General features: G+C 66.9%; 20 protein-coding genes. 16 read left to right on the plus strand and 4 right to left on the minus strand.

The window, feature by feature from the left end; translation table 11 throughout:
- Positions 1-5 precede the first annotated feature (5 nt).
- From ACXAD2_RS06040 to ACXAD2_RS06055, 4 genes are all read left to right on the plus strand, one after another.
- Positions 6-1,103, plus strand: a complete 1,098-nt coding sequence (locus ACXAD2_RS06040) for an ABC transporter ATP-binding protein (protein WP_475168136.1) — start codon at positions 6-8, stop codon at positions 1,101-1,103.
- A 255-nt stretch (positions 1,104-1,358) separates the two neighbouring features.
- Positions 1,359-2,498 carry an isochorismate synthase gene (locus tag ACXAD2_RS06045; RefSeq protein WP_475168139.1) on the plus strand — a complete coding sequence of 380 codons (1,140 nt, stop codon included), beginning with the start codon at positions 1,359-1,361 and terminating at the stop codon, positions 2,496-2,498.
- Positions 2,499-2,517: 19 nt separating this feature from the next.
- Entirely contained in the window at positions 2,518-3,165 is a 648-nt protein-coding gene (locus ACXAD2_RS06050; protein ID WP_475168144.1) for an isochorismatase family protein, read from the plus strand.
- Between the two features lie 453 nt (positions 3,166-3,618).
- Positions 3,619-5,331, plus strand: a complete 1,713-nt coding sequence (locus ACXAD2_RS06055) for a type I secretion protein (protein ID WP_475168148.1) — start codon at positions 3,619-3,621, stop codon at positions 5,329-5,331.
- A gap of 61 nt (positions 5,332-5,392) precedes the next feature.
- On the opposite strand, the gene ACXAD2_RS06060 is transcribed toward ACXAD2_RS06055, so the two are convergent.
- Complete coding sequence (locus tag ACXAD2_RS06060; protein WP_083191471.1) at positions 5,393-6,514, minus strand: quercetin 2,3-dioxygenase; 1,122 nt, start codon at positions 6,512-6,514, stop codon at positions 5,393-5,395.
- Positions 6,515-6,611: 97 nt separating this feature from the next.
- On the opposite strand from ACXAD2_RS06060, the gene ACXAD2_RS06065 reads away from it, so the two are divergent.
- Positions 6,612-7,487: a LysR family transcriptional regulator gene (locus tag ACXAD2_RS06065; protein ID WP_475168152.1), complete on the plus strand. Its 876-nt coding sequence runs from the start codon at positions 6,612-6,614 to the stop codon at positions 7,485-7,487.
- A 154-nt stretch (positions 7,488-7,641) separates the two neighbouring features.
- Complete coding sequence (locus ACXAD2_RS06070; protein ID WP_475168154.1) at positions 7,642-8,925, plus strand: NAD(P)/FAD-dependent oxidoreductase; 1,284 nt, start codon at positions 7,642-7,644, stop codon at positions 8,923-8,925.
- Positions 8,926-8,960: 35 nt separating this feature from the next.
- Here ACXAD2_RS06070 and amaB read toward each other — a convergent pair whose 3' ends face one another.
- Entirely contained in the window at positions 8,961-10,481 is a 1,521-nt protein-coding gene (gene amaB, locus ACXAD2_RS06075) for an L-piperidine-6-carboxylate dehydrogenase (RefSeq protein WP_475168157.1), read from the minus strand.
- A gap of 182 nt (positions 10,482-10,663) precedes the next feature.
- Here amaB and ACXAD2_RS06080 point away from each other — a divergent pair, with 182 nt between their 5' ends.
- The 5 genes from ACXAD2_RS06080 (at position 10,664) to ACXAD2_RS06100 (ending at position 15,979) form a co-directional block, all read left to right on the plus strand.
- Positions 10,664-11,566, plus strand: coding sequence for a LysR family transcriptional regulator (locus ACXAD2_RS06080; RefSeq protein WP_475168160.1), 903 nt, complete (start codon positions 10,664-10,666; stop codon positions 11,564-11,566).
- Positions 11,567-11,929: 363 nt separating this feature from the next.
- Complete coding sequence (locus tag ACXAD2_RS06085; RefSeq protein ID WP_475168165.1) at positions 11,930-13,024, plus strand: phosphotransferase enzyme family protein; 1,095 nt, start codon at positions 11,930-11,932, stop codon at positions 13,022-13,024.
- A 1-nt stretch (position 13,025) separates the two neighbouring features.
- The gene (locus ACXAD2_RS06090) at positions 13,026-14,306 is read left to right on the plus strand and encodes an aspartate aminotransferase family protein (RefSeq protein WP_475168168.1); all 1,281 of its coding nucleotides are present in this window, start codon (positions 13,026-13,028) and stop codon (positions 14,304-14,306) included.
- Complete coding sequence (locus ACXAD2_RS06095; protein WP_475168170.1) at positions 14,299-15,006, plus strand: GntR family transcriptional regulator; 708 nt, start codon at positions 14,299-14,301, stop codon at positions 15,004-15,006. Before ACXAD2_RS06090 ends, ACXAD2_RS06095 begins: the two co-directional genes overlap by 8 nt.
- Before the next feature lie 37 nt (positions 15,007-15,043).
- Entirely contained in the window at positions 15,044-15,979 is a 936-nt protein-coding gene (locus ACXAD2_RS06100) for an aminotransferase class IV (protein ID WP_475168171.1), read from the plus strand.
- Between the two features lie 34 nt (positions 15,980-16,013).
- Here ACXAD2_RS06100 and ACXAD2_RS06105 read toward each other — a convergent pair whose 3' ends face one another.
- Entirely contained in the window at positions 16,014-19,166 is a 3,153-nt protein-coding gene (locus tag ACXAD2_RS06105) for an efflux RND transporter permease subunit (RefSeq protein ID WP_475168173.1), read from the minus strand.
- Positions 19,163-20,341, minus strand: coding sequence for an efflux RND transporter periplasmic adaptor subunit (locus tag ACXAD2_RS06110; protein ID WP_475168175.1), 1,179 nt, complete (start codon positions 20,339-20,341; stop codon positions 19,163-19,165). Before ACXAD2_RS06110 ends, ACXAD2_RS06105 begins: the two co-directional genes overlap by 4 nt.
- 105 nt (positions 20,342-20,446) lie before the next feature.
- Between ACXAD2_RS06110 and ACXAD2_RS06115 the strand changes: the two genes are divergently transcribed.
- The 5 genes from ACXAD2_RS06115 to ACXAD2_RS06135 all read left to right on the plus strand — a co-directional run.
- Positions 20,447-21,142, plus strand: a complete 696-nt coding sequence (locus ACXAD2_RS06115) for a TetR/AcrR family transcriptional regulator (RefSeq protein WP_475168178.1) — start codon at positions 20,447-20,449, stop codon at positions 21,140-21,142.
- A 246-nt stretch (positions 21,143-21,388) separates the two neighbouring features.
- Positions 21,389-22,030, plus strand: a complete 642-nt coding sequence (locus ACXAD2_RS06120; protein ID WP_224901359.1) for a helix-turn-helix domain-containing protein — start codon at positions 21,389-21,391, stop codon at positions 22,028-22,030.
- Positions 22,031-22,227: 197 nt separating this feature from the next.
- Positions 22,228-23,115 (plus strand): class II glutamine amidotransferase, encoded by an 888-nt coding sequence (locus ACXAD2_RS06125; RefSeq protein ID WP_475168179.1) that lies wholly within the window; start codon positions 22,228-22,230, stop codon positions 23,113-23,115.
- A 2-nt stretch (positions 23,116-23,117) separates the two neighbouring features.
- Entirely contained in the window at positions 23,118-23,801 is a 684-nt protein-coding gene (locus ACXAD2_RS06130) for a GltB/FmdC/FwdC-like GXGXG domain-containing protein (RefSeq protein WP_164180246.1), read from the plus strand.
- Positions 23,802-23,811: 10 nt separating this feature from the next.
- Positions 23,812-24,846, plus strand: a 1,035-nt coding sequence (locus tag ACXAD2_RS06135) for an FMN-binding glutamate synthase family protein (RefSeq protein ID WP_475168182.1), incomplete at its 3' end; no start/stop codon positions are given.

Consider the following 24,846-nt stretch of genomic DNA (forward strand, 5'->3'; position numbering starts at 1 on the left):
TCCCCATGGCTCCCATTCTCGACATCCAGAACCTCTATAAGAACTACGGCGCGACCGAGGTCCTCAAGGACATCAACGTGTCGATCGAACCGGGCGACTTCCTCGTGCTGGTCGGCCCCTCGGGCTGCGGCAAGTCCACGCTGCTGAACTGCATCGCCGGGCTGGAACCGATCTCGGGCGGCACGCTGAAGATCGGCGGCGAGGACATGACCCATGTCTCGCCCAAGGACCGCGACATCGCCATGGTGTTCCAGTCCTACGCGCTCTACCCGACGATGAGCGTCGCCAAGAACATCACCTTCGGCATGAAGGTGCGCGGCGTCGATCAGGCCACGCAAGAGCAGAAGCTCGCCGAGGTGGCCCGCCAGCTGCAGATCGAGCCGCTGCTCAAGCGCCGTCCCGGCCAGCTTTCGGGCGGACAGCGGCAGCGTGTGGCCATGGGCCGGGCGCTGGTCCGCGATCCGAAGCTGTTCCTCTTCGATGAGCCGCTGTCGAACCTCGACGCCAAGCTGCGGGTCGAGATGCGCACCGAGATCAAATCGCTGCACCAGCGCCTCGGCGCGTCGATGGTCTATGTGACGCACGACCAGATCGAGGCGATGACGCTGGCCACCAAGATCGTCGTCATGAAGGGCGGCATTATCCAGCAGATCGGCACCCCGGCAGAGATCTACAACCAGCCTGCCAACCTCTTTGTCGCCGATTTCATGGGCTCGCCCGCGATGAACCTGATCCCGGCCAAGGCGCAGGCGGGCGGCAATGGCACGCAGATCGAGATCGCCCGCGACGGGGCGGCGCCCATCGTGCTGACCGATCCCGGCGCGGCGGGTCTGCCTGAGGATGTGATCCTCGGTCTGCGCCCCGAGGACATCTCGGAGCCGGGCTTCCGCAGCGGCACGGCGGTGCAGCAGGCCGAATGCCAGGTCGAGATCGTCGAGCCCGCGGGCGCCGACACCTATGTGATGACCACGCTGGGCGGCAAACAGGTGACCGCGCGTCTGCACGCCGAGACCGAGGCCAAGCCGGGCAGCGCGCATACCTTCGCCTTCGATCTGGGCAAGGTCTCCTACTTCAATCCGGGCACCGGCGAGCGTATCGCCTGACCCTGCGTTCAGCGCTGAACCAAAGGCCTCCCGCGTGATCGCGGGGGGCCTTTTCATGTGGTGCGGCGTGACGGCAATTTGGCAGCGGGAAGGCCGGATTGCGGAATGTCGCGCAGCCTCGGTAATTCCCGACTTATTTACTTGTCTACTCCCCTCCTGATTGCGTACCACGCCCGCGGCAGCCAAGCGGCTCTGTTCGAGTCGGTCAGCCTCCAAGCCACCCAGATCCGTAACGGTCATGATGGAGGAGGACTGATGACGCGCCCTCTCACGCATTTCGATACCCGTCCCGAGCTGCCCGGCCCGGGCCTTGCCTTTCTGAACGGTCGCGACACGCGCATCGCGCGCGGCCCACTGCGGCCCGTGCTGCGCGGCGATGCGGCAAGCCTCGGCGCGCGGCTGGCACCGGCGCTGGCGGCTCTGCCGCAGGGCGGGATGATCGGCGGCGCCCTGCCGTTCGACCGGGCGGCGGAGGATTGCCTCTGGAGCGCCGAGGCGCAGGGCGGGCACCTGCCTGTGAGTATGCCCGCACCAACGGGCCAACTGCGCCTGACCCCGGAGCCGCAGGCGCGGGACTATGCTGCGGCGGTTGCCGCCGCGCTGGCGGAGATGCAAGCCAACCCCGCGCTCGAAAAAGTGGTGCTGGCCCGGACCCTGAGGCTTGAAAGCACGCGTCCCATCGACCGCGCCGGATTGCTTGCCCGGCTGGCTGCTGACCCGGCAGTCACCGCCTTTGACGTGGCGCTGCCCGGCGGGCGGCACCTTGTGGGGGGCACGCCCGAGCTGCTGCTGGACAAGCGCGGCGCGGAGATCCTCTCGCATCCGCTGGCCGGGTCGGCGCGCCGCAGCACCGATGCCCGCGAGGACCGTGCCGCCGCCGAGGCGCTCGCAGGATCCGAGAAGGACCAGCGCGAACATGCGCTGGTGGTCGAGTTCATCCTCGACACGCTGGCACCGCTCTGCAGCACCCTTGGCGCGCCCGAGGGCACCTGCATCACTTCGACGGGCAGCATGTGGCATCTTGGTACGCGCATCGCGGGTCAGCTGCGCGACAAGGATCAGCCCGCGCCCGTGCTGGCCGCCTGTCTGCACCCGACCCCCGCGGTCTGCGGCTTGCCGCGCGATCCCTCGGCCGAGCTGATCCGCCAGCTTGAGCCGGTGCAGCGTGATTTCTACGCCGGGGCCGTGGGCTGGTGCGACGCCCGCGGCGATGGGGCGTGGCATGTGGCGATCCGCTGCGCCGAACTGCAGGGGACGCATGCGCGGCTCTACGCCGGGGCTGGCATCGTGCCCGGCTCGGATCCCGACAGCGAAACCCGTGAGACCGGCGCCAAGTTCGGCGCCATGCTGAGCGCTTTCGGCCTCGCGCCGGATGCCGCCCTCAACCTGACCTGACACTGAAAGACTGACCACGATGGCCCTGCCCGGAATTGCTCCCTATCCGCTTCCCACCGCCGCCGAGCTGCCCGCGGCCCGCGCGCCCTTTGCGCCGGAGCGTGATCGCCTTGCCCTGCTGGTGCACGACATGCAGCGGTATTTCTGCGCGCCTTACCCCGACGATGCGCCGCTGCGCCCGGCGGTGGCCAATATCGCGCGGCTGATCGCGGGGGCGCGCGCGGCGGGCATCCCGGTGTTCTACACCGCGCAGAAGGGCAACCAGTTCCGGCCCGACCGGGGTCTTCAGGCCGATCTCTGGGGACCGGGCATGGCGGCGAAACCCGAGCATGAGGCGATCCTTCCCGATCTTGCGCCCGCGCCGGAAGACATCGTTCTGGTCAAGCACCGCTACAGCGCCTTCCAGCGCTCCAACCTCGAGACGTTGTTGCGCGCGCGCGGCCGCGACCAGCTGATGATCACCGGGATCTACGCCCATATCGGCTGTCTGTGCACCGCGACCGAGGCCTTCCAGCGCGACATCGAACCCTTTGCCGTGGCCGACGCGCAGGCCGATTTCGACCGCGCGAAACACGACATGGCCATGCAGTGGATCGCCGCCACCTGCGGCGGCGTCACCTCGACCGGGCAGATGCTCGATGCCATTGGGGTCAGTGCCGCGGCCTGACGCCACCCGCTGCAAAGCCGGACGGCAGCCCGCGCTAGAGGCGCGGGCTGGCAGAGACCTGCGCATGCGGTGATCCCGGTGTAATCACGCTTGCAGGACCGCATCGGACAAACTACCCTAGATTGCAGGGCGCTGTGGGGTTTTGCGCCTTTCAGCCTAGTAGAAAATAGCTTTTCCAAATCACGACGGTGCCGCAGATTTTGCGGCCTCTCTACGCATACACGCAAAACGAGCGACCCTTCGGCCTCCCTCTGACGCGGGGACCGGCGCTTTCGGCGTACCCGCCCGTCTTTTTGCCCGCCTGCCGGGCCTGTGTCCGATCCGCGGCCTCGCTGGCTGATCGGTTCGAGCGAGTTTTCCCCGGTTTTCCTGATCTTCGCTGACCGTGCGCGGCCTGCGGCACCTTGGTGCCGCTGCGGGCCTGCCTGCGGGGCGGCTTGCCCGGAGAATGCCATGGCCGACAGTCTGCCCCTTGCCCTTGCGGCCACCGGCGCGCCCGTCGGCGCAGCGCTGTTCGGAGGCAATATCCTCGCGCCGCGCGGCGAGATGACCGGCACGGGGTCTTATGCCGAGGCGGTCTCGCAGCTTGGGGTCACCGGCCTGCGCTATCCCGGCGGATCGCTGACCGAGTATTATTTCGATCTGGCCGATCCCGATGCGACGCTGGCAAGCCATGCGATGACCGGCGCGGAAACCGCCTTTATCCCGCTGTCGGAGTTCATCGGCTACGCCGCCCAGACCGGCCACGCGGTGACCATCGTGCTGCCCACACGCGACCAGCTTTCGGATGTGCGCGACGAGACCGGCAACCGACTGCCGGATATCGACGAGGAGGTGCTGCGCGACTTCGTGCATGATCTCGCGTCGGGCGGCTACGGCGCGGCAGAGATAGCGGCGCTCGAGATCGGCAACGAATACTGGGGCTCGGGCGAGATGACGGCGGTGGAATACGGTCGCCTCGCCGCGCACATGACCGAGATCATCGCCGACGAACTGGTGCTGGTGGCCGAGGTGCAGGGGATCGACACCTCGGGCATCCGCGTGCTGGCGCAGATGGGGCAGAACTACGGGTTCTCGAACCTTTCCGAGGGCTACGAGGGATGGGCCGCCGAGGAGGTCATCGCCGATCTGACGGCGCTCTACCCCAATGCCGGGCTGAGCGAGGCCAACATCCGCGGCAGCGGCGAGGTCAATTGGTCCGAGGTGACCAACGCCCTGGTGCAGATGGGGTTCGAGACCGAGGCGGAGCGCGATGCGCTCGACGGGATCGTCACCCATGTCTACGCCCGAGGGACAGAGGCCAGCCGATCCTATGCGCTCGAGACCATCCAGAACACATGGCTCGAGCACGCGGGGTTCGAGCACCTCGAGATCCATGTCACCGAGTGGAACCTCAAGTCGACGCAGGGCCTCGACCGTGCAAGCGACTACGGGCTGTTTCAGGCGCAGGAGATGCTGCAGATCGTCGAGGAGTTCATCCTCGCCGGGGTCGATCAGGCGCATGTCTGGCCGCTGATCCAGAACACCGCCAATGCCCTGTCGACCGGGTTTACCTTCGAGGCCGCCACGGTGCCCGGCGAGATGTTTGCGATGATGGCCAGCGCACTGCCCGGTAAGACCTTGTTGGATTTTGTCCCCGGCGATGACGACACCGAAGCCGAAGCAGGGGCGGTGACAGTGCATGCCTTTGCCGGGTCGGGCGAGATGGTGCTCTATCTGATGTCGCAAAGCGACGCGGCGAGCGTGTCGGATTTTGATCTGTCGGGGCTGGTGAGCGGTTTCGGCGCGATGGAAATCACCGTGCTTGGCGTGGCCGAGGGGGAGGCCGTTGGAGACACCGGCTCTGTGCCCGATGTGCAGAGCGTCAATGCCGAAGAGGTCTATGCGGACGGCGTGCTCGAGGTCGATCTGGACCCGCGCGAGATCATGCAGGTGGTGATCCGCGACCTGCAACCGAGCGAAGCCTTCGCGCCCGTGCTGGCCGAGATCGACGGCATTGCGGCGGAGGAGGCCGAAGCGGTGGTCTCCCTCGACATGTTGCTGCCGGAGACGCCGGTGGAGGAGGAGGCGCCCGAGCCTGAGGAAGAAGAGGGCGATGCGGGCGGCTGGGGCAGCTTTGGCATGATGCTCGCGCTGCTGCCGCTGGCCGGGCTTTTGGGGTTCTGAGCGCCAGAGGTCCGATCCCGCCCGAAGGCGGGATCGCGGTGCTGATGGGTCCGTTGGCAGCTCAGTCCCTGACGGTCAGCACGTTCAGGTCGAGCTCATCGAGCTTTGCCATCACCCGATCAAAGCGGAAGGCGGGCGGCTCGACGGGGAAGACATGCGCCTCGGTCGGATCGCCGATGGTGCGGAAGAACGGCTCGAACACCGCGGGCACGAGCCAGCCGTAGAAGCGGGTATAGGGCGAGTCGAGACGGTAGCTGTGTACCGTGCGCGCCGTCACCTGACAGAAATCGCCCGGGTGCAGCGTCAGTTCGGTGCCGTTCACCCAGAGCGTCATCTGCCCTTCGAGACAGAAGAAATTCTCGGTGTGATGCTCGTGGTAGTGCCATGGGATCGGCTGCCCCGCGGGGCCCTCATCGAGCACCGCGAAAAACGCGCCATCGGTCGAGGCGGCGGTCTGGGTGAAGCTGAAAAGCTGATCGGCGGCGACCAGCCGCTCGCCTTCACCGTCTTGCAGCACATAGGGTACCCGCTCGGACGGCACGCCGGTGGCGGTGACCAGAACCGGCGTCATCTCGGGCAGGGCGCCGAGCCATTCCACGTCGGCGCTCGCGGCGGCGGCATCGAGCCGCTCCTGAGCGATCGTGTGGTCGGGCAGGTCGGGCTGCACCGGGCGGCTGAAGGGGGTGCCGAGGCTTTGGTAGAATTGACCCAGCCCATCGCCGATCGACCACGTGAGCACCCGCGTGCGCCATCCCGCCATGCGGTAGCCATGCGCTGTCCCCGCGGGGACATAGGCGTAATCACCCTGTGTCAGCAGATGCGCCTTGCCATCCATGTAAAGCTCCAGCCGCCCGGACATGACGTAGATCGCCTCGTCGGTCTTGGCGTGGCGATGCATGGGCAGTTCCGCGCCGACCCCGCCGGTGAGAATGGCGGCGGTGCAATCGCCCGCGGATTCCTCGGGGCGCATGATCAGCGTGGCGACATGGCCGCCGATCAGGTGGAACTCGCCCTCGCCGTCGCGCAGAGCGTAAAGCTCATGCTTGCCCGGCAGCGTGCCGGTGGCCACCGGCTGCGGCAGCATCCCCAGCGGCTGGTCGGCAAGCACCATGTCTCCGGTCAGCGCGGCGGCGGCCCCGCCAAGTGCGGCGCGGCCAAGGAAGGCTCTGCGTGAAAAACCCATATCGATACCTCATCAATTCTCTATGGGTTGCACCTACCGCGCGCCGTTGATCAGTTCTAATATCGAGTTTTGACCGTATGATCAGTTGGAGTGATCAATGGAGCTGCGTCACTTGCGCTATTTCACCGTGCTTGCCGAAGAGCTGCATTTTGGCCGCGCGGCGGCGCGGCTCAATATCGTGCAGCCGGCCCTTTCCATGCAGATCCGCGCGCTAGAGGAAGAATTGGGCGCGACGCTCTTTCTGCGCGAGCGGCGGCAGGTGTCGCTCAGCCCGGCAGGCGCGCAGTTCCTGCCAGAGGCCCGGCGGGTGCTGTCGCAGGCAGAGTTCGCCGCGCAGGTCGCGCGTGACGCGGCGCGCGGGGTGATCGGACACTTGCGGCTTGGGTTTTCGGCCAATGCGGTGTTTTCAGGGGTGCTGTCCGATGTGGTGGCGCGGATGCGCGAGGCGCACCCGAAGGTCGAGATCACGCCGGTGGAGGGCCATCCGACGGAGCTGACCGAGGCGCTGCTACGCGGCGAGTTGGACGCTGCGGTCAGCACGGTGCTCTCGGGGCCGGTGCGCGACGGCTTGCGATCGCGAAAGCTGGCAACATTTGCGCCGCGGCTCGTGGTGCCAAAGGGCAGTGACTTGGCGGCGCGGGGGCCGGTCGCGCCCGAAGCGCTGCGCGCCGAAGCTTTCATCGGATATTCGGGCAGCGGCGATGTGGACGGCATGGGGCTTACGGCGCAGGTGCTGGGGTTCATGCCGCGGCTCGCCTGCACCAGCTCGTCGCCGTCGATGGCGATCGGATTGGTGGCGGCGGGCTTTGGGCTGACCGTGGTGCCGGAAAGCCTCGCGCTGCCGGGGCAGGGGGTCGCTTTCGTGCCGCTGGTGGGCGCGGCGGAGGTGCTGGACGTGTCGGTGATCTGGCCCGAGGCGCAGGCCGGGACGGGGGTGACCGGCGCGTTCCTCGACCTGTTGGACGGGGGTTAAGCGCGGGCAGCGGCAGCAGAGCCCCTGCTTGGGCGGTAGACGCGCCGTCATGCGCATCCGGTCTCGCCCCATGCGCAATCTGCACTGGACGTTGCCTTGAGCGGGTCGCAAGATTTGGCAGGCCCGCCGAGGCGGCAGTTAACGGACGGAGTCCATGGCAGATTTTCCCCGCAGCAATCTTTGGCACGCCAGCGCGCAGGAGCAGTTTTCCGGCGCGGCTCTGGCCGAGGATCTGAGTGCCGAGCTGATCATCGTCGGCGGCGGCTTCACCGGCTGCGCGGCGGCGCTGGAGGCGGCGCGGCGCGGGGCCAGCGTGGTGCTGCTTGAGGCGCATGTGATCGGGCACGGCGGCTCGGGGCGCAACGTGGGGCTGGTGAACGCAGGGCTATGGCTGCCGCCGGATCAGATCATCGCGCAGATGGGGGAGGTGGCCGGCGGGCGGCTGATCGAGGAGCTGGGGCAGGGGCCTGAACGGGTCTTTGCGCTGATCGACCGTGAGGGCATCGCCTGCGAGGCGACGCGGGCCGGGACCCTGCATCTGGCGCATGCGCCTTCGGGCGTGGCCGATCTGGAGAGCCGCTTCCGACAGGGCAACCGGATCGGCGCGCCGGTGCAGCTGCTGGACGCCGAAGAGACGCACCGGCGCAGCGGCTCGGGCGAATTTCACGGCGCGCTTCTCGACCCGCGGGCGGGCACGGTGCAGCCGCTGTCCTATTGCCGGGGGCTTGCCCGCGCGGCCTCGGCGGCGGGGGCGCGCATTTTCGAGCATGCGCAGGTCAGCGAGATCAGCCGGGATGGTGCGGGCTGGCAGCTGCGCTGCAACGGCCACCGCCTGCGCGGGGCGCGGCTGCTGATTGCCACCAACGCCTACCACGAGGGGCTGCCCGCCGATTATCGCCCCAGCTTCGTCACCGTCAGCTACAGCCAGTTCGCCACCGCGCCGCTGCCGGATGGGCTGCGCGAGAAGGTGCTTCCGGGGGGTGAGGGCTGCTGGGATACGGCGCTGGTCATGTCCTCCTTCCGCATCGACCGCGCCGGGCGGCTGATCCTGGGTGGCATGGGCGACGCCGAGGGTCCGGCCCGCGCGCTGCACGGCGATTGGGCGCGGCGCAAGCTGCGGCGGGTGTTCCCCGAGCTTGGCGATATCGGCTTTGAGCATGCGTGGCGGGGGCAGATCGCCATGACCCGCGACCATGTTCCGAAGATTGTGCGCCTTGGGTCGTCGGCGCTGTCGATCTTCGGCTATTCCGGGCGGGGGATCGCGCCGGGCACCGTCTTTGGCACCGCCGCCGCCGAGGCACTTCTGGGAGGGTCTGAGGCGGCGCTGCCCATCGCGCCCATCGAGGGCTATTCGGAGCGGTTCACCCGCGTCATGGGCGGCTATTACGAGGCAGGCGCGGCGCTGACCCATGCGCTGAAACCGGGGCTTCTGGGGTAGGGGCGGGTGGCCAGTTCCGGCCACCCGCCTTTGTGTCATTCGATGTCGAACACCACGCCCTGCGCCAGCGGCAGCTCGCTGGAGTAGTTGATGGTGTTGGTCGCCCGCCGCATGTAGGCGCGCCATGCGTCAGAGCCGCTCTCGCGCCCGCCGCCGGTCTCTTTTTCACCGCCGAAGGCCCCGCCGATCTCGGCCCCCGAGGTGCCGATGTTGACATTGGCGATGCCGCAGTCGGAGCCGCGCGCCGACAGGAAGCTCTCCATCTCGCGCAGGTCGGTGGTGAAGATCGACGAGCTGAGCCCGCCGCCGACGTCGTTGTGCAACTCCAGCACCTCGTCGAAGTCGCTGTATTTCATCACGTAGAGGATCGGGGCGAAGGTCTCGCGCAGCACCGGGCCGGTTTGCGCGGGCATCTCCACCAGCGCGGGTTTGACGTAATAGGCCGCCTCGCCCTCGACCGCCTCGCGCTGGCCGCCGTGCACGGTGCCGCCGAGGTCTGCCGCTTCCTTCAGGGCCGTCTGCATGCCGTCGAAGGCGGTGACGTCGATCAGCGGGCCGACCAGCGCGTCGGTCTGCAGCGGGTTGCCGACGGTGACGCTGGCATAGGCGCGGCGCAGCGCGGGCACCAGTTGATCGTAGACGCTTTCATGCACGAAGAGGCGGCGCATGGTGGTGCAGCGCTGGCCCGCCGTGCCCATGGCGCCGAAGGCGATGGCGCGCAGGGCCATGTCCATATCGGCGGAGGGGCAGACGATCCCGGCGTTGTTGCCGCCCAGCTCGAGGATGCATTTGCCGAAGCGTGCCGCCACTTTTGGGCCGACGATGCGGCCCATGCGGGTCGATCCGGTGGCCGAGATCAGCGCGACTTTCTCGCTCTCCACCAGCGTCTCGCCCAGTTCGGGGCCGCCGACCAGCACTTGGCTCAGCCCTTCGGGGGCGTCGCCGAAACGGGCGATGGCGCGGTCGAGCACCGCTTGGCAGGCGAGCGCGGTGAGCGGGGTCTTTTCGGAGGGTTTCCAGATCACCGGATCGCCGCAGACCAGCGCCAGCGCGGCGTTCCAGCACCACGGCGCGCAGGGGAAGTTGAAGGCGGTGATGATGCCTACCACGCCCAGCGGGTGCCATGTTTCCATCATCCGGTGGCCGGGACGCTCGGTGGCGATGGTCAGCCCGTAAAGCTGGCGCGAGAGGCCGACGGCGAAATCGCAGATGTCGATCATCTCCTGCACCTCGCCAAGCCCCTCGGAGGGCGATTTCCCGGCCTCGATCGAGACCATGCGGCCAAGATCGTCCTTCGATTTGCGCAGTTCCTCGGCGAAGAGGCGCACCAGCTCGCCCCGGCGCGGCGCGGGCACCATGCGCCAGTTGCGGAAGGCGGCGCGCGCGGTGTCGATCGCGGCGGCGGCATCCTCGGCGGAGTGGGGGGCGAGCTGCGCGACACTCTCGCCGGTCACCGGCGAGATGATCTGCAGTCCATCTGCGGCATCCAGCGCGGCGGTGACGCCGCAGCGCTCGAGGGTTTCGGCGGTGAGGACGGGAAGCGGTTTGCTCAGCATCGGGGGCTCCTTCGCTTGGGTATCGGACGCTTGGGTCATTTGCGGTCTTTGCTTGCGGGCAGGATAGCAGCACGGGGCCTTGGGCCCATAACGCCAAGTCCGGCTGACCTCATGCGGGTTTGGCATGGTCCTTGGCCGGGGCGGGGCATATCGTGCGCCGCAGCATGACAAGAGGACCCACCGTGCCCCTGCAAAGACGCCTGCTTCCCGACATGAAGGTGCTGCAGACCTTCGAGCTTGCCGCGCGGCACGGCAATTTCACCCGCGCGGGCGAGGAGCTGGCGCTAACGCAGAGCGCGGTGAGCCGCCATGTGCGCGAGTTGGAGGAACAGATCGGCAAGCCGCTGTTCGAGCGGCTGCGGGGCCGGGTGGTGCTGACGCGGGCGGGCACCGAACTGCTGCCAGAGGTGCAGCGGCTTTTGCGCATGGCCGAAAGCACCATGCGCCACGCCACCGCCGGAGCGCAGGGCGAGAGCCTGCTGGCGGTCAACGCCCCGCCGACTTTCGCGACGCGCTGGCTGATGCCGCGGCTGCCGGAGTTTCTGGCGGCGCATCCGCAGCTGCGCATGGACGTGGGCACCAGCACCGGCGTCTTCGACCTCGATAGCCGGCAATGCGATCTTGCGCTGCATTTCGGGCAACCGCTCTGGCCCGGTGGGCAATGTCGCTATCTCTGCAGCGAAATCGTCCTGCCGGTGGCTGGCGGGGCGCTGCGTGAGGTGGCGATTACGGCACCGGAGGATCTGCTGGCGCAGCCCCGGCTGCACATCACGCCGCGTGCCACCATGTGGGGCGATTGGTTCGCCCGGCAGGGCATGGCGCTGCCCGATGCACAGGGCGGGCATTGGTTCGACGAATTCGCGCTGAGCATCGAGGCGGTGAAGGCCGGTCTGGGCTTTGCGCTGCTGCCGCGCTACCTGATCGAGGCAGAGCTTGCGCGCGGCGAGCTGACCGTGGCGCTCGACGTGCCGCATGGGACTGATCTGGCTTGGTATATCGTCACGCCTGAGGGTCGGGCCGACAAGGCCGCAGCGTTTTCCGAGTGGCTGCTCGGGCAGGTGTCGTTCCGGCCCTTGGAGGGGTGACATAGCAAGCTATGCGCTGGAGGCAGGGCGGGTCTTCCCTTTCGGAAGTTGTTCCGAAGCGCTTCGAATGGCATCTTTGATCCATCGACGCCACGCTGCGACGATAGAGTTTTCTAGAGGCTCTCTCCTCCTCCCTGAGCCTCGGAAATCGGCGGCGACCCTTCTCCTCCTCCCTAGGGTCGCCGCCACACTCACTCCCCCAGATGCCCGTTAAAAATCAATCGCTTCGCGAAGCGTGTGCTTGCGTGCATGCCTTTTTTGCAGTCGCATTCTTCGCTGCGCGGCAGGGCCATTCCGGCCTATGCCGCCGCCTTGCGCACTCTCAATTTATAAAATATAAATATCGAAAAAAGCGAGGCTTATATGGCGACCGACGCGCTGCAGACCACTCTCTTCGAGTTTGAGAACCCGCTCCTGCGGGCGGCTGCTGTCGGATTCTCGACGCCGAAGCCCTCGCTCCCCCTTTCGCAGCTTGCGGGTATACTCTTTGATGGCTGGGGCCTCGAAGGTCGGCTCACCGACCTTGGTGGCGAGCGGGACAGCAACACGCTGGTCGAAACAGGGCAGGGCACGCGCTATGTGCTCAAGGTCTTCAGCCCCGAAGACGGCGAGGACATCCGGCAGCTGCAGCATCGCGCCATGCGGCATCTGACCCAGCACAGCCCCGTGCCGACCCCCGCGCTGCACCCGACCTTGGCGGGCGCACTGGAACATCCGATTTTGCATAATGGCGACGTCCCGCTCTTTGCCGCGCTGATCGACATGATGGCGGGCACCGCGCCGCAGCCGGATGGCAGCGACGCGCAGATGCGGATGATCGGGCGCAGCATCGGGGCGCTGCAATCGGGTCTTTCAGGGCTGCAGCATCCGGCGGCGCGGCGCGTCCTGCTGTGGGACCAGATGAACGTGCTGAGGCTGCGCGAGCTTTCGGCGCTGATCGCGGATGCGGACCTGCGGCTGCGCGTGCAGCGGGCCATGGATCACCTCGAAGGGCGGATGGACGCGCTGGCGGCGCTGCCGAGCGCGATCATCCACAATGACCTGAGCCCGAGCAACATGCTGGTCGATCCCGCCGATCCGCTGCGGCTGACCGCGATCTTCGACTTCGGCGATCTGGTCGAGGCTCCGCTGATCAACGATATCGCCATTGCCGCCAGCTATTTCATCCGCCCCGCAGCGCCTTTGGCGCCGCAGCTTGCCTGCTTTGTCGCGGGCTATGAAGAGCACCGCCGCCTCAGCGATGACGAGCTGGCGGCGCTGCCGGATGCGCTGCTGTCGCGGCTGCTTTTGCGGCTGGTCATCCCGCTGTGGCGCAGCACGCTTTTCCCGGCCAACCGCGCCTATCTTCTGCGCCATTTCGAGGCGGCGCAGGCGCTGGCCGAGCCGCTGTTGCCACCGCGATCCGGGCCGATCCATCCGCCGCTGCGCTTCTCCCGTTCCGATCTGAAAGGGGTCTGACATGACCGATCTCGCCACCCGCCGCGCGCGCACGCTCGGGCCCGCCTACCGGCATTTCTATGACGCGCCGCTCTATCCGGTGCGGGGGCGGGGCGTCGAGCTTTGGGACGCCGAGGGGCGGCGCTATCTCGACGCCTACAACAACGTGCCATCCGTGGGCCATTGCCACCCGCGCGTGACCGAGGCGCTGGCACGGCAGGCAGAGATCCTCAATACCCACACGCGCTACATGCACGATACGGTGGTGACCTATGGCGAGCGGCTGACCGGGCTTTTCGATCCTGCGCTGTCGCAGGTCATGTTCACCTGCACCGGCAGCGAGGCGAACGATCTGGCGCTGCGTCTGGTGCGGGCGGTGACCGGGCGCAGCGGCATCATCGTGACCGCGAACGCCTATCACGGCGTGACGCTGGCGCTGGCCGAAATGTCGCCCTCGCTGGGGGCGCACAACCCGCTTGGCGCGCATGTGCGTACCGTCGCACCGCCGAGCGGCGCAGACGGGGGCGCGCGCTTTGCCGCGGATGTAAGCGCGGCGATCGCCTCGCTCGAAGAGGTGGGACTTCAGGCGGGCGCTCTGCTGTTCGACACGGCGTTCGCGTCGGATGGGCTGCGGCTCGACCCGCCGGGCTGCATCGCCGGGGCGGTCGCCGAGATCCGGGCCGCGGGCGGGCTGTGGATCGCCGACGAAGTGCAGGCCGGGCTTGGGCGCATCGGCAGCCACATGTGGGCCTACGAGCGCCACGGCGTGCGGCCCGATATCGTCACACTGGGCAAACCGCTGGGCGCGGGGCATCCGATCGCCGCCATGGTCACCCGCCCCGATCTGCTGGCGGAGTTTGGCAAGAAGACGCGGTATTTCAACACGTTCGGCGGCAATCCCGTCTCTGCGGCGGTGGGTCTTGCGGTGCTCGACGTGATCGAGGACGAGGGGCTGATGCAGAACGCCGCCCAGACCGGCACGCGGCTGCTGAGCGGGCTGCGCGATCTGGCGGCGCGGCATTCCGAGGCTGTCGCCGATGTCCGCGGCACCGGGCTCTACGCGGCGCTTGAACTGCGCGGCACGCCCGAGGCGGCGGGGCAGGGGATCACGTGGCTGACCAATGAGATGCGCCGTCGCGGCATCCTTCTTGGCAGTTGCGGTGCCCATGGCGAGGCGCTGAAAATCCGTCCGCCGTTGCCGTTCTCGCCGCAGAACGTCGAGGAACTGGTGGCCGCGCTGGACGCCGCCCTGTCCGACGAAGCGCTTCTGCAGACGCTGGGCAAAAGCGCGCAAAATGTCTGAGACGCGGGACCTTCCCATGGCTCGAGGGGCGGGCGTGAAGCCCATTGCCTCGGGGAGCCTCTCGGCCCGCGCCTATGAGGCCATGCGGCAGGGGCTGATCGAAGGCGCGTTTCACCCCGGCCAGCGCCTCATCCTGCAGGATCTGGCCAATCACTTCGGCACGTCGATCACTCCGGCCCGCGAGGCGGCGATGCGGCTGGTCAGCGAGGGCGGGCTGGAATTGCGCTCGGGGCGGTTCCTGCATGTGCCGGGGATGGATCGGGACCGCTACCTCGAAGTGCGCGCCATGCGCATCGAGCTTGAGGGGCTCGCCGCGCGTATGGCCGCGAGCGCCTGCACCGCCTCCGACCTGATGGAGTTGCGCGAAATACAGGACCGCTACGCCGCTTCGGATGCACCCGGTCAGGCCGCCGAGGCGGCATTGCTCAACCGCCGCTTCCATGCCGGTGTCTACAAGCTGTCGCGGATGCCGCTGCTCATTGGCCATATCGAGCAGCTGTGGGTCGCCATGGGGCCGATGCTGAACGTTTTCTACGACCTCTCGGAGCGGCGCTATTTCGGGGCCGAGGTGCATGAGGCCGTGCTGGCCGCATTGGCCGCGGGGGACGGCGCCGCCGCCGAACTGCAGATCCGGACGGACATCGCCAATGGCACCTCCAGCTTCCTGCAGCATTTCGATCAGCTCAGCGAAGGCAGCTGATCCCCAGTCCGGCCAAGCGCCGAAGGAGACACCGAACATGGACACGCATCTCGACCTGCAGCCTGCACCGCCCCGCGAGGATGCCCAGTGGCCCAAGGGTGCCGCCTATCTCGACGGCACCTTCATGCCTGCTGCCGAGGCGCGGATCCCGGCGGGCGACTGGGGCTACCGGCGCTCTGACGTCACCTACGACGTGGTTGGGGTCTGGGATGGCTGCTTTTTCCGGCTCGACGATCATATCGCGCGGTTCCGCGCCTCGATGACCCGGTTGCGCATGCAGCCACGGGAGAGCGACGCCGAGATCCGCGAGCTCCTGATCGAGACCGTACGCCGCTCTGGCCTGCGCTCGGCCTATGTGTCGATGGATTGCCTGCGCGGCTCGCCCGCGCCCGGTGCGCCGCGCATTCCCTCGTCGGCGCGCCCGTGGCTGCTGTGTCAGGCGCTGCCATGGGTCTGGGTCGCCAGCCTTGAGCAACAGCGCAAAGGGGTCAGCCTGATGATCCCTGAGGTCCGGCGCATCCCGGCGGAGAGCTTCGATCCGCGGGTGAAGAATTTCCACTGGGGAGACCTGACCGACGGCCTGTTCGAGGCCGAAGCCGCGGGAGCAGATTTCCCGATCCTTCTCGATGGCGCGGGTCATGTGACCGAGGGGCCGGGGTTCAACGTCTTCTGCGTTGCCCAAGGCAAGGTGCTGAGCCCGCGCAGCGGCGCGCTCGAAGGGATCACCCGCCGCTCGGTGCTCGAGCTGTGCGAGGATCTGCGGCTGCCCTTCGAGGTGCGCGATATCCCCGCCGAGGAGTTCCGCGCCGCCGATGAGATCTTCTGCGCGACGACAGCGGGAGGGGTCTGGGGCGCGCGGCACATAGACGGGCGCGCTCTTGGCAATGATGCACCGGGCGAGATCACCGAGCGCCTGCGCACGCGCTTCTGGCGCAAGCGGGCCGAGGGCTGGCACGCAACAAAGGTCGCCTGATAAGCCGAGATGTGCCTGCCAGTGCTCCCCTGCCTTAGGCCGATGTCGCGGTCGGGCTGCGGTTCCCGCGTTCTCCTTGGCTGCGTGGCTCTGAGCGTGTCTCGCGTTTTTCCCGCAGCATCAGCATCGCCGGGGTCACCACGAGGGTGAGCACGGTGGCGATCACCAGCCCGCCGGCGATGGCGCTCGACAGCTCGGTCCAATATTGCGTCGACGGGGCCCCGAAGACGATCTCGCGCGAGATGAAGTTGATGTTCATTCCCAGCACCATCGGCATCAGCCCCAGCGCCGTGGTGATCGAGGTGAGCACCACCGGGCGCAGACGTTGCGCGCCGGTGCGCAGCGCCGCTTCCAGCGGCGACATCCCATCTTTGCGCAGGTCGTTATAGGCGTCGATCAGCACGATGTTGTTGTTCACCACGATACCCGCAAGGGCGATCACGCCGACCCCTCCCATGACGATGCCGAAGGGGCGTCCGGTGACGACCAGCCCCAGCAGCACGCCCCCGATCGAGAAGACGATGGCGCTCATCACCACGAAGGACTGGTAGAAGCTGTTGAACTGGACCACGAGGATCAGGAACATCAACACGATGGCGGCGACGAAGGCGAGCGCCAGAAAGGTCATCAACTCCTGCTGGTCCTCGGCCTCGCCCGCGAACTCATAGCTCGCGTTGTCGGGCAGGTCGGCCTGATCAAGTGCGGCGCGCAGGGCGGTGACCTGATCGTTAACCAGCAGCCCCGGGGCGACATTGGCCTCGATGGTGGTGACGCGCTGCTCGTCGATGCGGCGGATGACACCGACGCGCTCCACCGGCTCGAAGGTCACGAAGTTAGAGATCGGCACGAGCCCCGCCGAAGTGGGCACACGCAGGTTGGTCAGTTCCGACAGCGAGCGCGAGTCGTTCGGGAAGCGCACCCGCACGTCGAGCTCGCCGTCGGCGTCCGGCGGGCGATAGTCAGTGACGGTGATGCCTTGGGTAAGCAGTTGCACCGCCTGTCCCAGCAGGCTGACATCGGCACCAAAGCGCGCCGCCTCGGCGCGGTCGACGTTGATCGCCACCTCGACGCCGGGCAGCGGGCGGGTGTCGGTCACATCGGTGAAGCCGCCGACACGCTCCATCGCCGCCAGCACCTTATCGACCGCCGCGCTCTGCTGAGTGAAATCTTCGGCCGAGACGCGCAGGTTCACCGGCTTGCCGCTGGACGGGCCGCCGCTTTCGGTCTCGACCTGCACGTCGATGCCGGCGATGTCGGCCATCTTGGCGCGGATGTCCTCGCCGATCTCGGCGGCGGTGCGGCGCGCCTGCCAGTCCACAAGGTCGAGCTGCAAAGTGCCGATCACATCTTCCTCGCCGCCGCCGGCGCTCATGGTCGAGCGGGCGTAGACGCTCTCGATGCCTTGGGTGCCAGTGAGCCTCTCCTCAACTTTGCGGACCAGATCGTCGCGCTCGTAGATCGACAGGTTGTCGCGGGCGCGCACCTGCACCTGCATGAATTCCGGCTCGACCGAGGGGAAGAACGAGATGCCGCGCCCGAACTGGCCGTAAAGGGCAAACCCGCCGAGCAGCAGCGCCAGCGCCAGAACCACGGTGGTCCAGGGCCGCAGGATCGCGCGCTCCAAGAGCCGCACGTAGGCGCCGGTAAAGCCGGGGATGCGGCGCGGATCGCCGCGCTCGGCGGCGTGCAGCGTGGCCTTTGCCTTGGCGGTCTGCGGCTGGTTGCGCCCGATCATACCGCCGAGCACGGGGATGAAGATCAGCGCCATGAAGAGCGAGGCGCCCAGCGTCAGGATCACGGTGATCGGCAGGTATTTCATGAACTGCCCGATCAGCCCGGTCCAGAACAGCAGCGGGAAGAACACCGAAAGCGTGGTGGCGGTGGAGGCGATGATCGGCCAGGCCATGCGCTTGGCGGCATGGGCATAGGCGGCCTTGGGGCTGTCGCCCTCCTGCAGGCGGCGGTCGGCAAGCTCGACGGTGACAATGGCGCCATCGACCAGCATGCCCACCACGAGGATCAGCGCGAAAAGTACCACGATGTTCATGGTGAACCCCATCGCCCAGATGATGGCGACACCGGCGAGGAACGCGCCCGGAATGGACAGACCGACGAGGATCGCCGAACGCAGCCCGAGGGCGAAGACGATGACGATCATCACCAGCATGACGGCGGCCATGACGTTGGCCTCGAGATCGGAAAGCAAGGTTTTCACCTGCTCGGACTGGTCCTGCAGGTAGGTGACGCGCAGGCTTTCGGGCCAGTCGGCGCTCATCTCGTCGATGACCGCTTTGGTGGCCGCGACGGTGTCGATGATATTGGCGCCCGAGCGTTTGGTGACCTCCAGCGCCAGCGAGGGCTGGCCGTCGATGCGGGCGTAGCCGGTGGGATCTTCGAAGGTGCGGCGCACGGTGGCGACATCGCCAAAGGTGACGACGGTGGTGCCGTCGACCTTCACCGGCATGGCCATCACGTCCTCGAGGTCTTCGATCAGCCCGGGCACCTTCAGCACGATGCGCCCGCCGCCGGTCTCGATGGCGCCTGCGGCGATCAGCTGATTGTTGCGCTGCAACTGGCTGGTCAGCGTCTCGAAGCTGAGGTTGTAGGTCTGGAAGACGGTCGGGTCGATCAGCACCTCGAGGAATTCCTCGCGGGCGCCGCCGATGTCCACTTCCAGCACACCGGGCAGCGCTTCGAGCTTGTCCTGAACCGCCTCGGCGACGTCATTGAGGGTGCGCTCGGGCAGCGGGCCGGACAGCACGGCGGTGATGATCGGGAAGAGCGCAGTGTTGATCTCGGTGACGTTGAGCGTGGTGGCGTCTTCGGGCAGGTCGCTCTGCACCGTGTCGGCGGCCTCGCGCACCTTGTCGAGCGCCTCGTCGATATCGCCGCCAGCGGCAAATTCGAGCTGCACGCTGGCAAAGCCTTCGGTGGCCTCGGCGGACATTTTCTCGAGCCCTTCGATGGCGCCAAACTCGGCCTCCATCGGCTCGATCAGCAGGCGTTCGGCGTCGGACGGGCTGATGCCGTCGAGCGTGGTGCTGACATAGACCAGCGGCAGCGGAACCTCGGGGTTCGCTTCCTTGGGGATCGAGATATAGGCCACGGCACCGAAGGCGAGGATCATCCCCAGCAGGATCATCATCGCCCGGCCACGGGAGAAGGCGGCGTCGATCAGGCTGTTCACGGCTTGTCCTCCGCGATCTCGAGCGGAACGCCCGCGGCCGCATCCGAGACCTGTTCGGTCTCTTCCTGAGGCTCGGCGCGGACCTCCTCGCCGTCGCGCACAAAGCCCTGGCCCACGGTGATGATCGTGACGTCGTCGTCGAGCCCGGTGACCCAGACGCTGTCGATCTCGGTCTTCACGATCTGGATCGGGTCGAAGGCGACACGCCCGTCCTCGACCGTCTTGAGACCGATCTGCCCGGCCTCGTCCAGCGAGATGATCGACGGGGCGACGCGATGGGCCGTGGCCTCGCCGGTGGGGATCGTCACCTGCGCCGACACACCGGCGGGCACCTCGCCGCCGGGATTTTCGACCTCGATCTCGGTCAGGAAGGTGCGGGTCTCCGATGCGGCAGCGGCGCCGACAAAGCTGACCCGGCCCTCGCGAGTCTGGCCGGTGATGAAGTTGACCTCAGCGCTCTGACCCTCGCTGATCCGGCTCAGCGCCTGTTGCGGCACCTGAATGGCGACGGTCAGCGGATCATTGTCGACCACGCGCGAGATCGTGGCTCCGGCCTGCACATATTCCCCTTCGCTTGCGGGAAGCCCTTCGATGCGCCCGGCAAAAGGGGCCTCGACGACAAGATTGTCGATGGCCTCTTCGGCGCTGGCCACATCTGCCTCGGCGGCGGCGAGCGCTGCGCGGGCCTCGGACAGCCGGTCGTTGGTGGCGACACCGCGTTCGAAAAGCCGCGCGGCGTTGTCGAACTCGCGCTGCGCATTGGCCCGCTGCTCTTCGGCTTGGGTGAGCGCCGCCTCGGCGCGGGCGGAATTGAGCCGCGCCAGCACGTCGCCGCGCTGCACCCGGTCGCCCTTGGCAAACGGCATTTCGATCACTGTGCCGGCGGTTTCGGCAATGACGTCGGTATCGCGGTCGGGCAGCGCCTGACCTTCGGCGCGGTAGCTGAGGGTGACCGGCTCGGCCTTGGACTGCAGGACCATCACCGACGGCGGCAGCGGATCGTCGGCGGCGGTGTCCGCCGCGGGCTCGGAGCCGGGCAGGAAGAAACCGCTGCCCATCCAAAGAATGATGGCGGCGACCAAGGATATCGCGATCCAGAACGGGCGCGACGAGCCGCGGTCGGTCTCGAACCGCAGGGCATCGGGCGTCGCCTCGGCGGCGGGGTGGTCGGTCATGCTGCTACTCTCGCTCATCAAGGCGTGATCGATATGACGTCTGAGCCGCTTTACATACCGACGGTCGGTCGGTAATCAAGGCCAGAGCTGACGGAGAACGTAATCGTGAACAGCAAACGTTCCAGAATGTCCGCCGAAGATCGCCGAACCGCGATCCTCGACGTTGCCACCGACCTTCTGTCGACCCACCCGTGGGAGGAGGTGACGGTGGCGCTGCTTCTTGATGCGGCGGGCATCTCCAAGGGCGGTTTTTATCATCACTTCACGTCCAAGGACGATGTTCTCGGCGCGGTGCTTCTGCGGCTCACCGACGCCAGCACCTCCGCCGGTCAGGCGGTCTACGAGCGCAGCGAAGGCGGCGCGGCGGCGCGGTTCACGGCCTATCTCGACGGCACCACCCGCTGGGAGTTGGAGCACGCCGACAAGATCATGGGCGTCATCCGGATCGCCATGATGGCGGGCAATGAGGCGATCTTCCTCAGGCTCGAGCAAGAGGCGCGGCGGCGCGCGACGCCGTTGATGCGCACGCTTGTGGAAGAGGGCGTTCGGGAGGGGGTCTTCGACGTGATCGACGCCGCTATGACGGTCGATCTGCTGCAGCACGCATGGCGCATGCGCTGGGTGGTCTTTGCGCAGGCGCGCCAGCGCTGTGCCACGGGCGATCTGGCCGGAGGTGAGGCGATGCTGGAACAGCGCCTCAGCCTTGAAGAGCGCATGACCAACCGTTTGCTCGGCTGCTCCGAGACAAAGGTACATATGCCCGGGGCCGCGAATTTCCGGGATTTTCTGCGCTCGGCCTGATCGCAGGAAGCGCATTAGATTGCTCTTCGGCGTCCAAGGGCTCGGAGGGGGCGCGCCGATAATCGCCACGCAAATATGCAGGAGCTATCCGGCTTCTAGCGGAACAAAAAATTTTCCACTGGTCAATGAATTTTCTTTAGGGGAATATCGCTCACTCCGACACCAACGCGGATTTCCCGGTATCTTGCGCAGGGGTGTGACCCCCTAAGCTGGCGCATGCCATGTCGGATACGGAGGACTGAGCCATTGCCCGTCAAAAAGCAAAGCGCGGCACTTTCGCAAAACCCCCACGCGGTGGGCGAGCCGCGCGAAAAGAACCTCGAAGTGGCCATCGGGCGGCAAGTCCGCGAGTTGCGCAAGCGCCAGCGGATGACCGGCGGAGATCTCGCGGGCAAGACCGGCCTGTCGGTCGGCATGCTGTCGAAGATCGAGAACGGGGTGATCTCTCCGTCGCTGAACACGATGTCGGCGCTGGCCAATGCGCTTGGTGTTCCGCTTGTGCAGCTTTTCTCTGGTTACGAGGAACGGCGCGGGGCGATGCACGTCAAGGCGGGGCAAGGGGCCGAGATCGAGCGGGCCGGGACGCGGGCCGGACATCAGTACAATCTGCTTGGCCATATCGGCTCGAACAATTCGGGCGTGGTGGTCGAGCCCTATCTGCTGACACTCAGCGACAAGTCAGAGCGGTTCCCCACCTTCCAGCATGAGGGGATCGAGTTTCTCTATATTCTGGAGGGCAGCGTCAACTATCGCCACGGAGATCAGACCTATCTTCTGGAGCCAGGCGACGCGCTGCTTTTTGACTCGGACGCGCCACATGGCCCAGAGGAAATTCTCTCCCTGCCGCTGCGGTATCTGTCGGTCATCACCTACCCGCAGGCGGGCTGAGACCGCGCAGGATATCCAGTGCGTGGGCGAACACCGCCGAAATGCCTAAGCCGTGACCAACAAACGGGCGTTTTTCGGCCAGCCTCGGAAATCTTCCCGTGGCGGCAAAAACTTTCTTGCAGGGAAAATAGATTTCCCCTTAGTGATGTTGCCAGCGGCGCATCCGCGCCAAAGACTAATTCATTGCGGAGAACACCATGTGTGGCATCGTTGGGCTGTTCCTGAAGAAGGATGACCTGCGCCCCAAGCTGGGCGACATGCTGACCGACATGCTCATCACCATGACCGACCGTGGCCCCGACAGCGCGGGCATCGCGATCTACGGTGATGAGACGGGCGGTCTGAAGATCACCGTGCAGAGCGACGCGCCCGATGCGGCCTTTGCCGGTCTTGGCGAGGCGCTGGCCGAGGCCTTCGGCCCCGATGCCACGCTGCGCGTCGTCGACACCCATGCCGTGCTGACTCTGCCGAAAGAACATGAGGCGGCGGCGCTCGACTGGCTCGAGGCGCGCGGGCTGCGCGTCATGGGCGCGGGCGAGAGCATGGAGATTTTCAAGGAAGTGGGCCTGCCTCGGGACGTGGCGGCCCGCTTCGGCATCCGCGAGATGGGGGGCAGCCACGGCATCGGCCACACCCGCATGGCGACGGAATTGGCGGTGACCACGCTGGGCGCGCACCCGTTCTCGACCGCTGACGACCAGTGCCTCGTGCACAATGGCTCGCTGTCGAACCATAACGACATGCGCCGCCGACTGGCCAAGAAGGGCGTCTTCACCAAGACCGAGAACGACACCGAGGTGGGCGCGGCTTATATCTCCTCGCGCATCGCCGAAGGCGCCACGCTGGGCGAGGCGCTGGAAGGCACGCTCAAGGATCTGGACGGGTTCTTCACCTTCGTCACCGGCACCAAGAACGGCTTTGGTGTGGTGCGCGATCCGGTCGCCTGCAAGCCCGCGGTGATGGCCGAGACCGAAGACTATGTGGCCTTCGCCAGCGAATACCGCGCCTTCGCCGATCTTCCGGGGATCGAGGCCGCCCGCGTGTGGGAGCCCGAACCCGCAACCGTCTACTTCTGGGAGCGCTGAGAATGCCGGTACTGGACATGTCGCAAACGCCGCTGCGCGAAGTGAACGCAGCGCTGCAGAGTGCCGCCAAGGCGCAGGCCAACGAGAGCTTTACGATTGAGAACCCGCGTGGCTCGCATGCTATGGCGGTGGGGCTCGACGGCCCGCTGTCGGTCACCGTGAAGGGCAACACCGGCTATTACTGCGCCGGGATGAACAAGCTCGCCACCGTGCATGTCGAAGGATCCGCGGGTCCGGGCGTGGCCGAGAACATGATGTCGGGTGAGGTGATCATCGACGGCGACGCCAGCCAATACGCCGGGGCCACCGGCCATGGCGGGCTGCTCAACATCAAGGGCAACGCCAGTTCGCGCTGCGGCATCTCGATGAAGGGCATCGACATCGTCGTGCACGGCAGCATTGGCCACATGTCGGCCTTCATGGCGCAGAAGGGCAATCTGGTCGTTCTGGGCGATGCCGGGGATGCGCTGGGAGACAGTCTCTACGAGGCGCGGCTCTTCGTGCGCGGCACGGTCAAATCGCTGGGCGCCGACTGCGTCGAGAAGGAGATGCGCCCCGAACATCTCGCCATCCTCAAGGACCTGCTCGAGCGCGCGGGCGCCGATGCCAAGCCCGAAGAGTTCAAGCGCTACGGCTCGGCCCGCAAGCTCTACAACTTCAACATCGACCACGCCGACGAATACTGAGGAGCGGACTATGGACAAGACCCCCCACACCGAGCCGCGCCAGTCCTGGACCTTTTCGCGCGAGGTGAATTCCGAGATCCGCCGCGCGGCGGCGACCGGCATCTATGACATCCGTGGCGGCGGGGCGAAGCGCCGCGTGCCGCATTTCGACGATCTGCTGTTTCTCGGCGCCTCGATCTCGCGTTATCCGCTCGAAGGCTACCGCGAGAAATGCGACACCTCGGTCACGCTCGGCACGCGCTTTGCCAAGAAGCCGATCGAACTGAAGATCCCGATCACCATCGCGGGTATGTCCTTTGGGGCGCTCTCGGGCAATGCCAAGGAGGCTCTGGGCCGCGGCGCGACGCTGGCAGGCACCTCGACCACCACCGGCGACGGCGGTATGACCGAGGAAGAGCGCGGCCACTCGGAAAAGCTGATCTACCAGTATCTCCCCAGCCGTTATGGCATGAACCCCGACGATCTGCGCCGCGCCGATGCCATCGAAGTGGTCGTGGGGCAGGGGGCGAAGCCGGGCGGCGGCGGCATGCTGCTGGGCCAGAAGATCACCGAACGGGTCGCCGGGATGCGCGATCTGCCGGTGGGCATCGACCAGCGCTCGGCCTGCCGTCACCCCGACTGGACCGGGCCGGACGATCTGGAGATCAAGATCCTCGAGCTGCGCGAGATCACCAATTGGGAAAAACCGATCTACATCAAGGTCGGCGGCGCGCGGCCCTATTACGACACGGCGCTCGCGGTGAAGGCCGGGGCCGATGTGGTGGTGCTCGACGGGATGCAGGGCGGCACCGCCGCGACGCAGGATGTGTTCATCGAGAACGTCGGCCTGCCGACGCTGGCGTGCATCCGCCCCGCCGTGCAGGCGCTGCAGGATCTGGGCATGCACCGCGAGGTGCAACTGGTGGTCTCGGGCGGCATCCGCACCGGCGCCGATGTGGCCAAGGCGCTGGCTCTGGGGGCCGACGCGGTCGCCATCGGCACCGCCGCTCTGGTCGCGCTTGGCGACAATGATCCCAAATGGGAAGACGAGTACCGCAAGCTCGGC

The sequence above is a fragment of the Salipiger sp. ABN3_019 genome, from assembly GCF_056158605.1.

What these genes read in the sequence shown, in the direction of transcription:
- ACXAD2_RS06040 (WP_475168136.1), top strand. Translation starts at nt 6, where the DNA reads ATGGCTCCCATTCTCGACATCCAGAACCTCTATAAGAACTACGGCGCG.
- ACXAD2_RS06045 (WP_475168139.1), top strand. Translation starts at nt 1,359, where the DNA reads ATGACGCGCCCTCTCACGCATTTCGATACCCGTCCCGAGCTGCCCGGC.
- ACXAD2_RS06050 (WP_475168144.1), top strand. Translation starts at nt 2,518, where the DNA reads ATGGCCCTGCCCGGAATTGCTCCCTATCCGCTTCCCACCGCCGCCGAG.
- ACXAD2_RS06055 (WP_475168148.1), top strand. Translation starts at nt 3,619, where the DNA reads ATGGCCGACAGTCTGCCCCTTGCCCTTGCGGCCACCGGCGCGCCCGTC.
- ACXAD2_RS06060 (WP_083191471.1), bottom strand. Translation starts at nt 6,514, where the DNA reads ATGGGTTTTTCACGCAGAGCCTTCCTTGGCCGCGCCGCACTTGGCGGG.
- ACXAD2_RS06065 (WP_475168152.1), top strand. Translation starts at nt 6,612, where the DNA reads ATGGAGCTGCGTCACTTGCGCTATTTCACCGTGCTTGCCGAAGAGCTG.
- ACXAD2_RS06070 (WP_475168154.1), top strand. Translation starts at nt 7,642, where the DNA reads ATGGCAGATTTTCCCCGCAGCAATCTTTGGCACGCCAGCGCGCAGGAG.
- amaB (WP_475168157.1), bottom strand. Translation starts at nt 10,481, where the DNA reads ATGCTGAGCAAACCGCTTCCCGTCCTCACCGCCGAAACCCTCGAGCGC.
- ACXAD2_RS06085 (WP_475168165.1), top strand. Translation starts at nt 11,930, where the DNA reads ATGGCGACCGACGCGCTGCAGACCACTCTCTTCGAGTTTGAGAACCCG.
- ACXAD2_RS06090 (WP_475168168.1), top strand. Translation starts at nt 13,026, where the DNA reads ATGACCGATCTCGCCACCCGCCGCGCGCGCACGCTCGGGCCCGCCTAC.
- ACXAD2_RS06095 (WP_475168170.1), top strand. Translation starts at nt 14,299, where the DNA reads ATGTCTGAGACGCGGGACCTTCCCATGGCTCGAGGGGCGGGCGTGAAG.
- ACXAD2_RS06100 (WP_475168171.1), top strand. Translation starts at nt 15,044, where the DNA reads ATGGACACGCATCTCGACCTGCAGCCTGCACCGCCCCGCGAGGATGCC.
- ACXAD2_RS06110 (WP_475168175.1), bottom strand. Translation starts at nt 20,341, where the DNA reads ATGACCGACCACCCCGCCGCCGAGGCGACGCCCGATGCCCTGCGGTTC.
- ACXAD2_RS06125 (WP_475168179.1), top strand. Translation starts at nt 22,228, where the DNA reads ATGTGTGGCATCGTTGGGCTGTTCCTGAAGAAGGATGACCTGCGCCCC.
- ACXAD2_RS06130 (WP_164180246.1), top strand. Translation starts at nt 23,118, where the DNA reads ATGCCGGTACTGGACATGTCGCAAACGCCGCTGCGCGAAGTGAACGCA.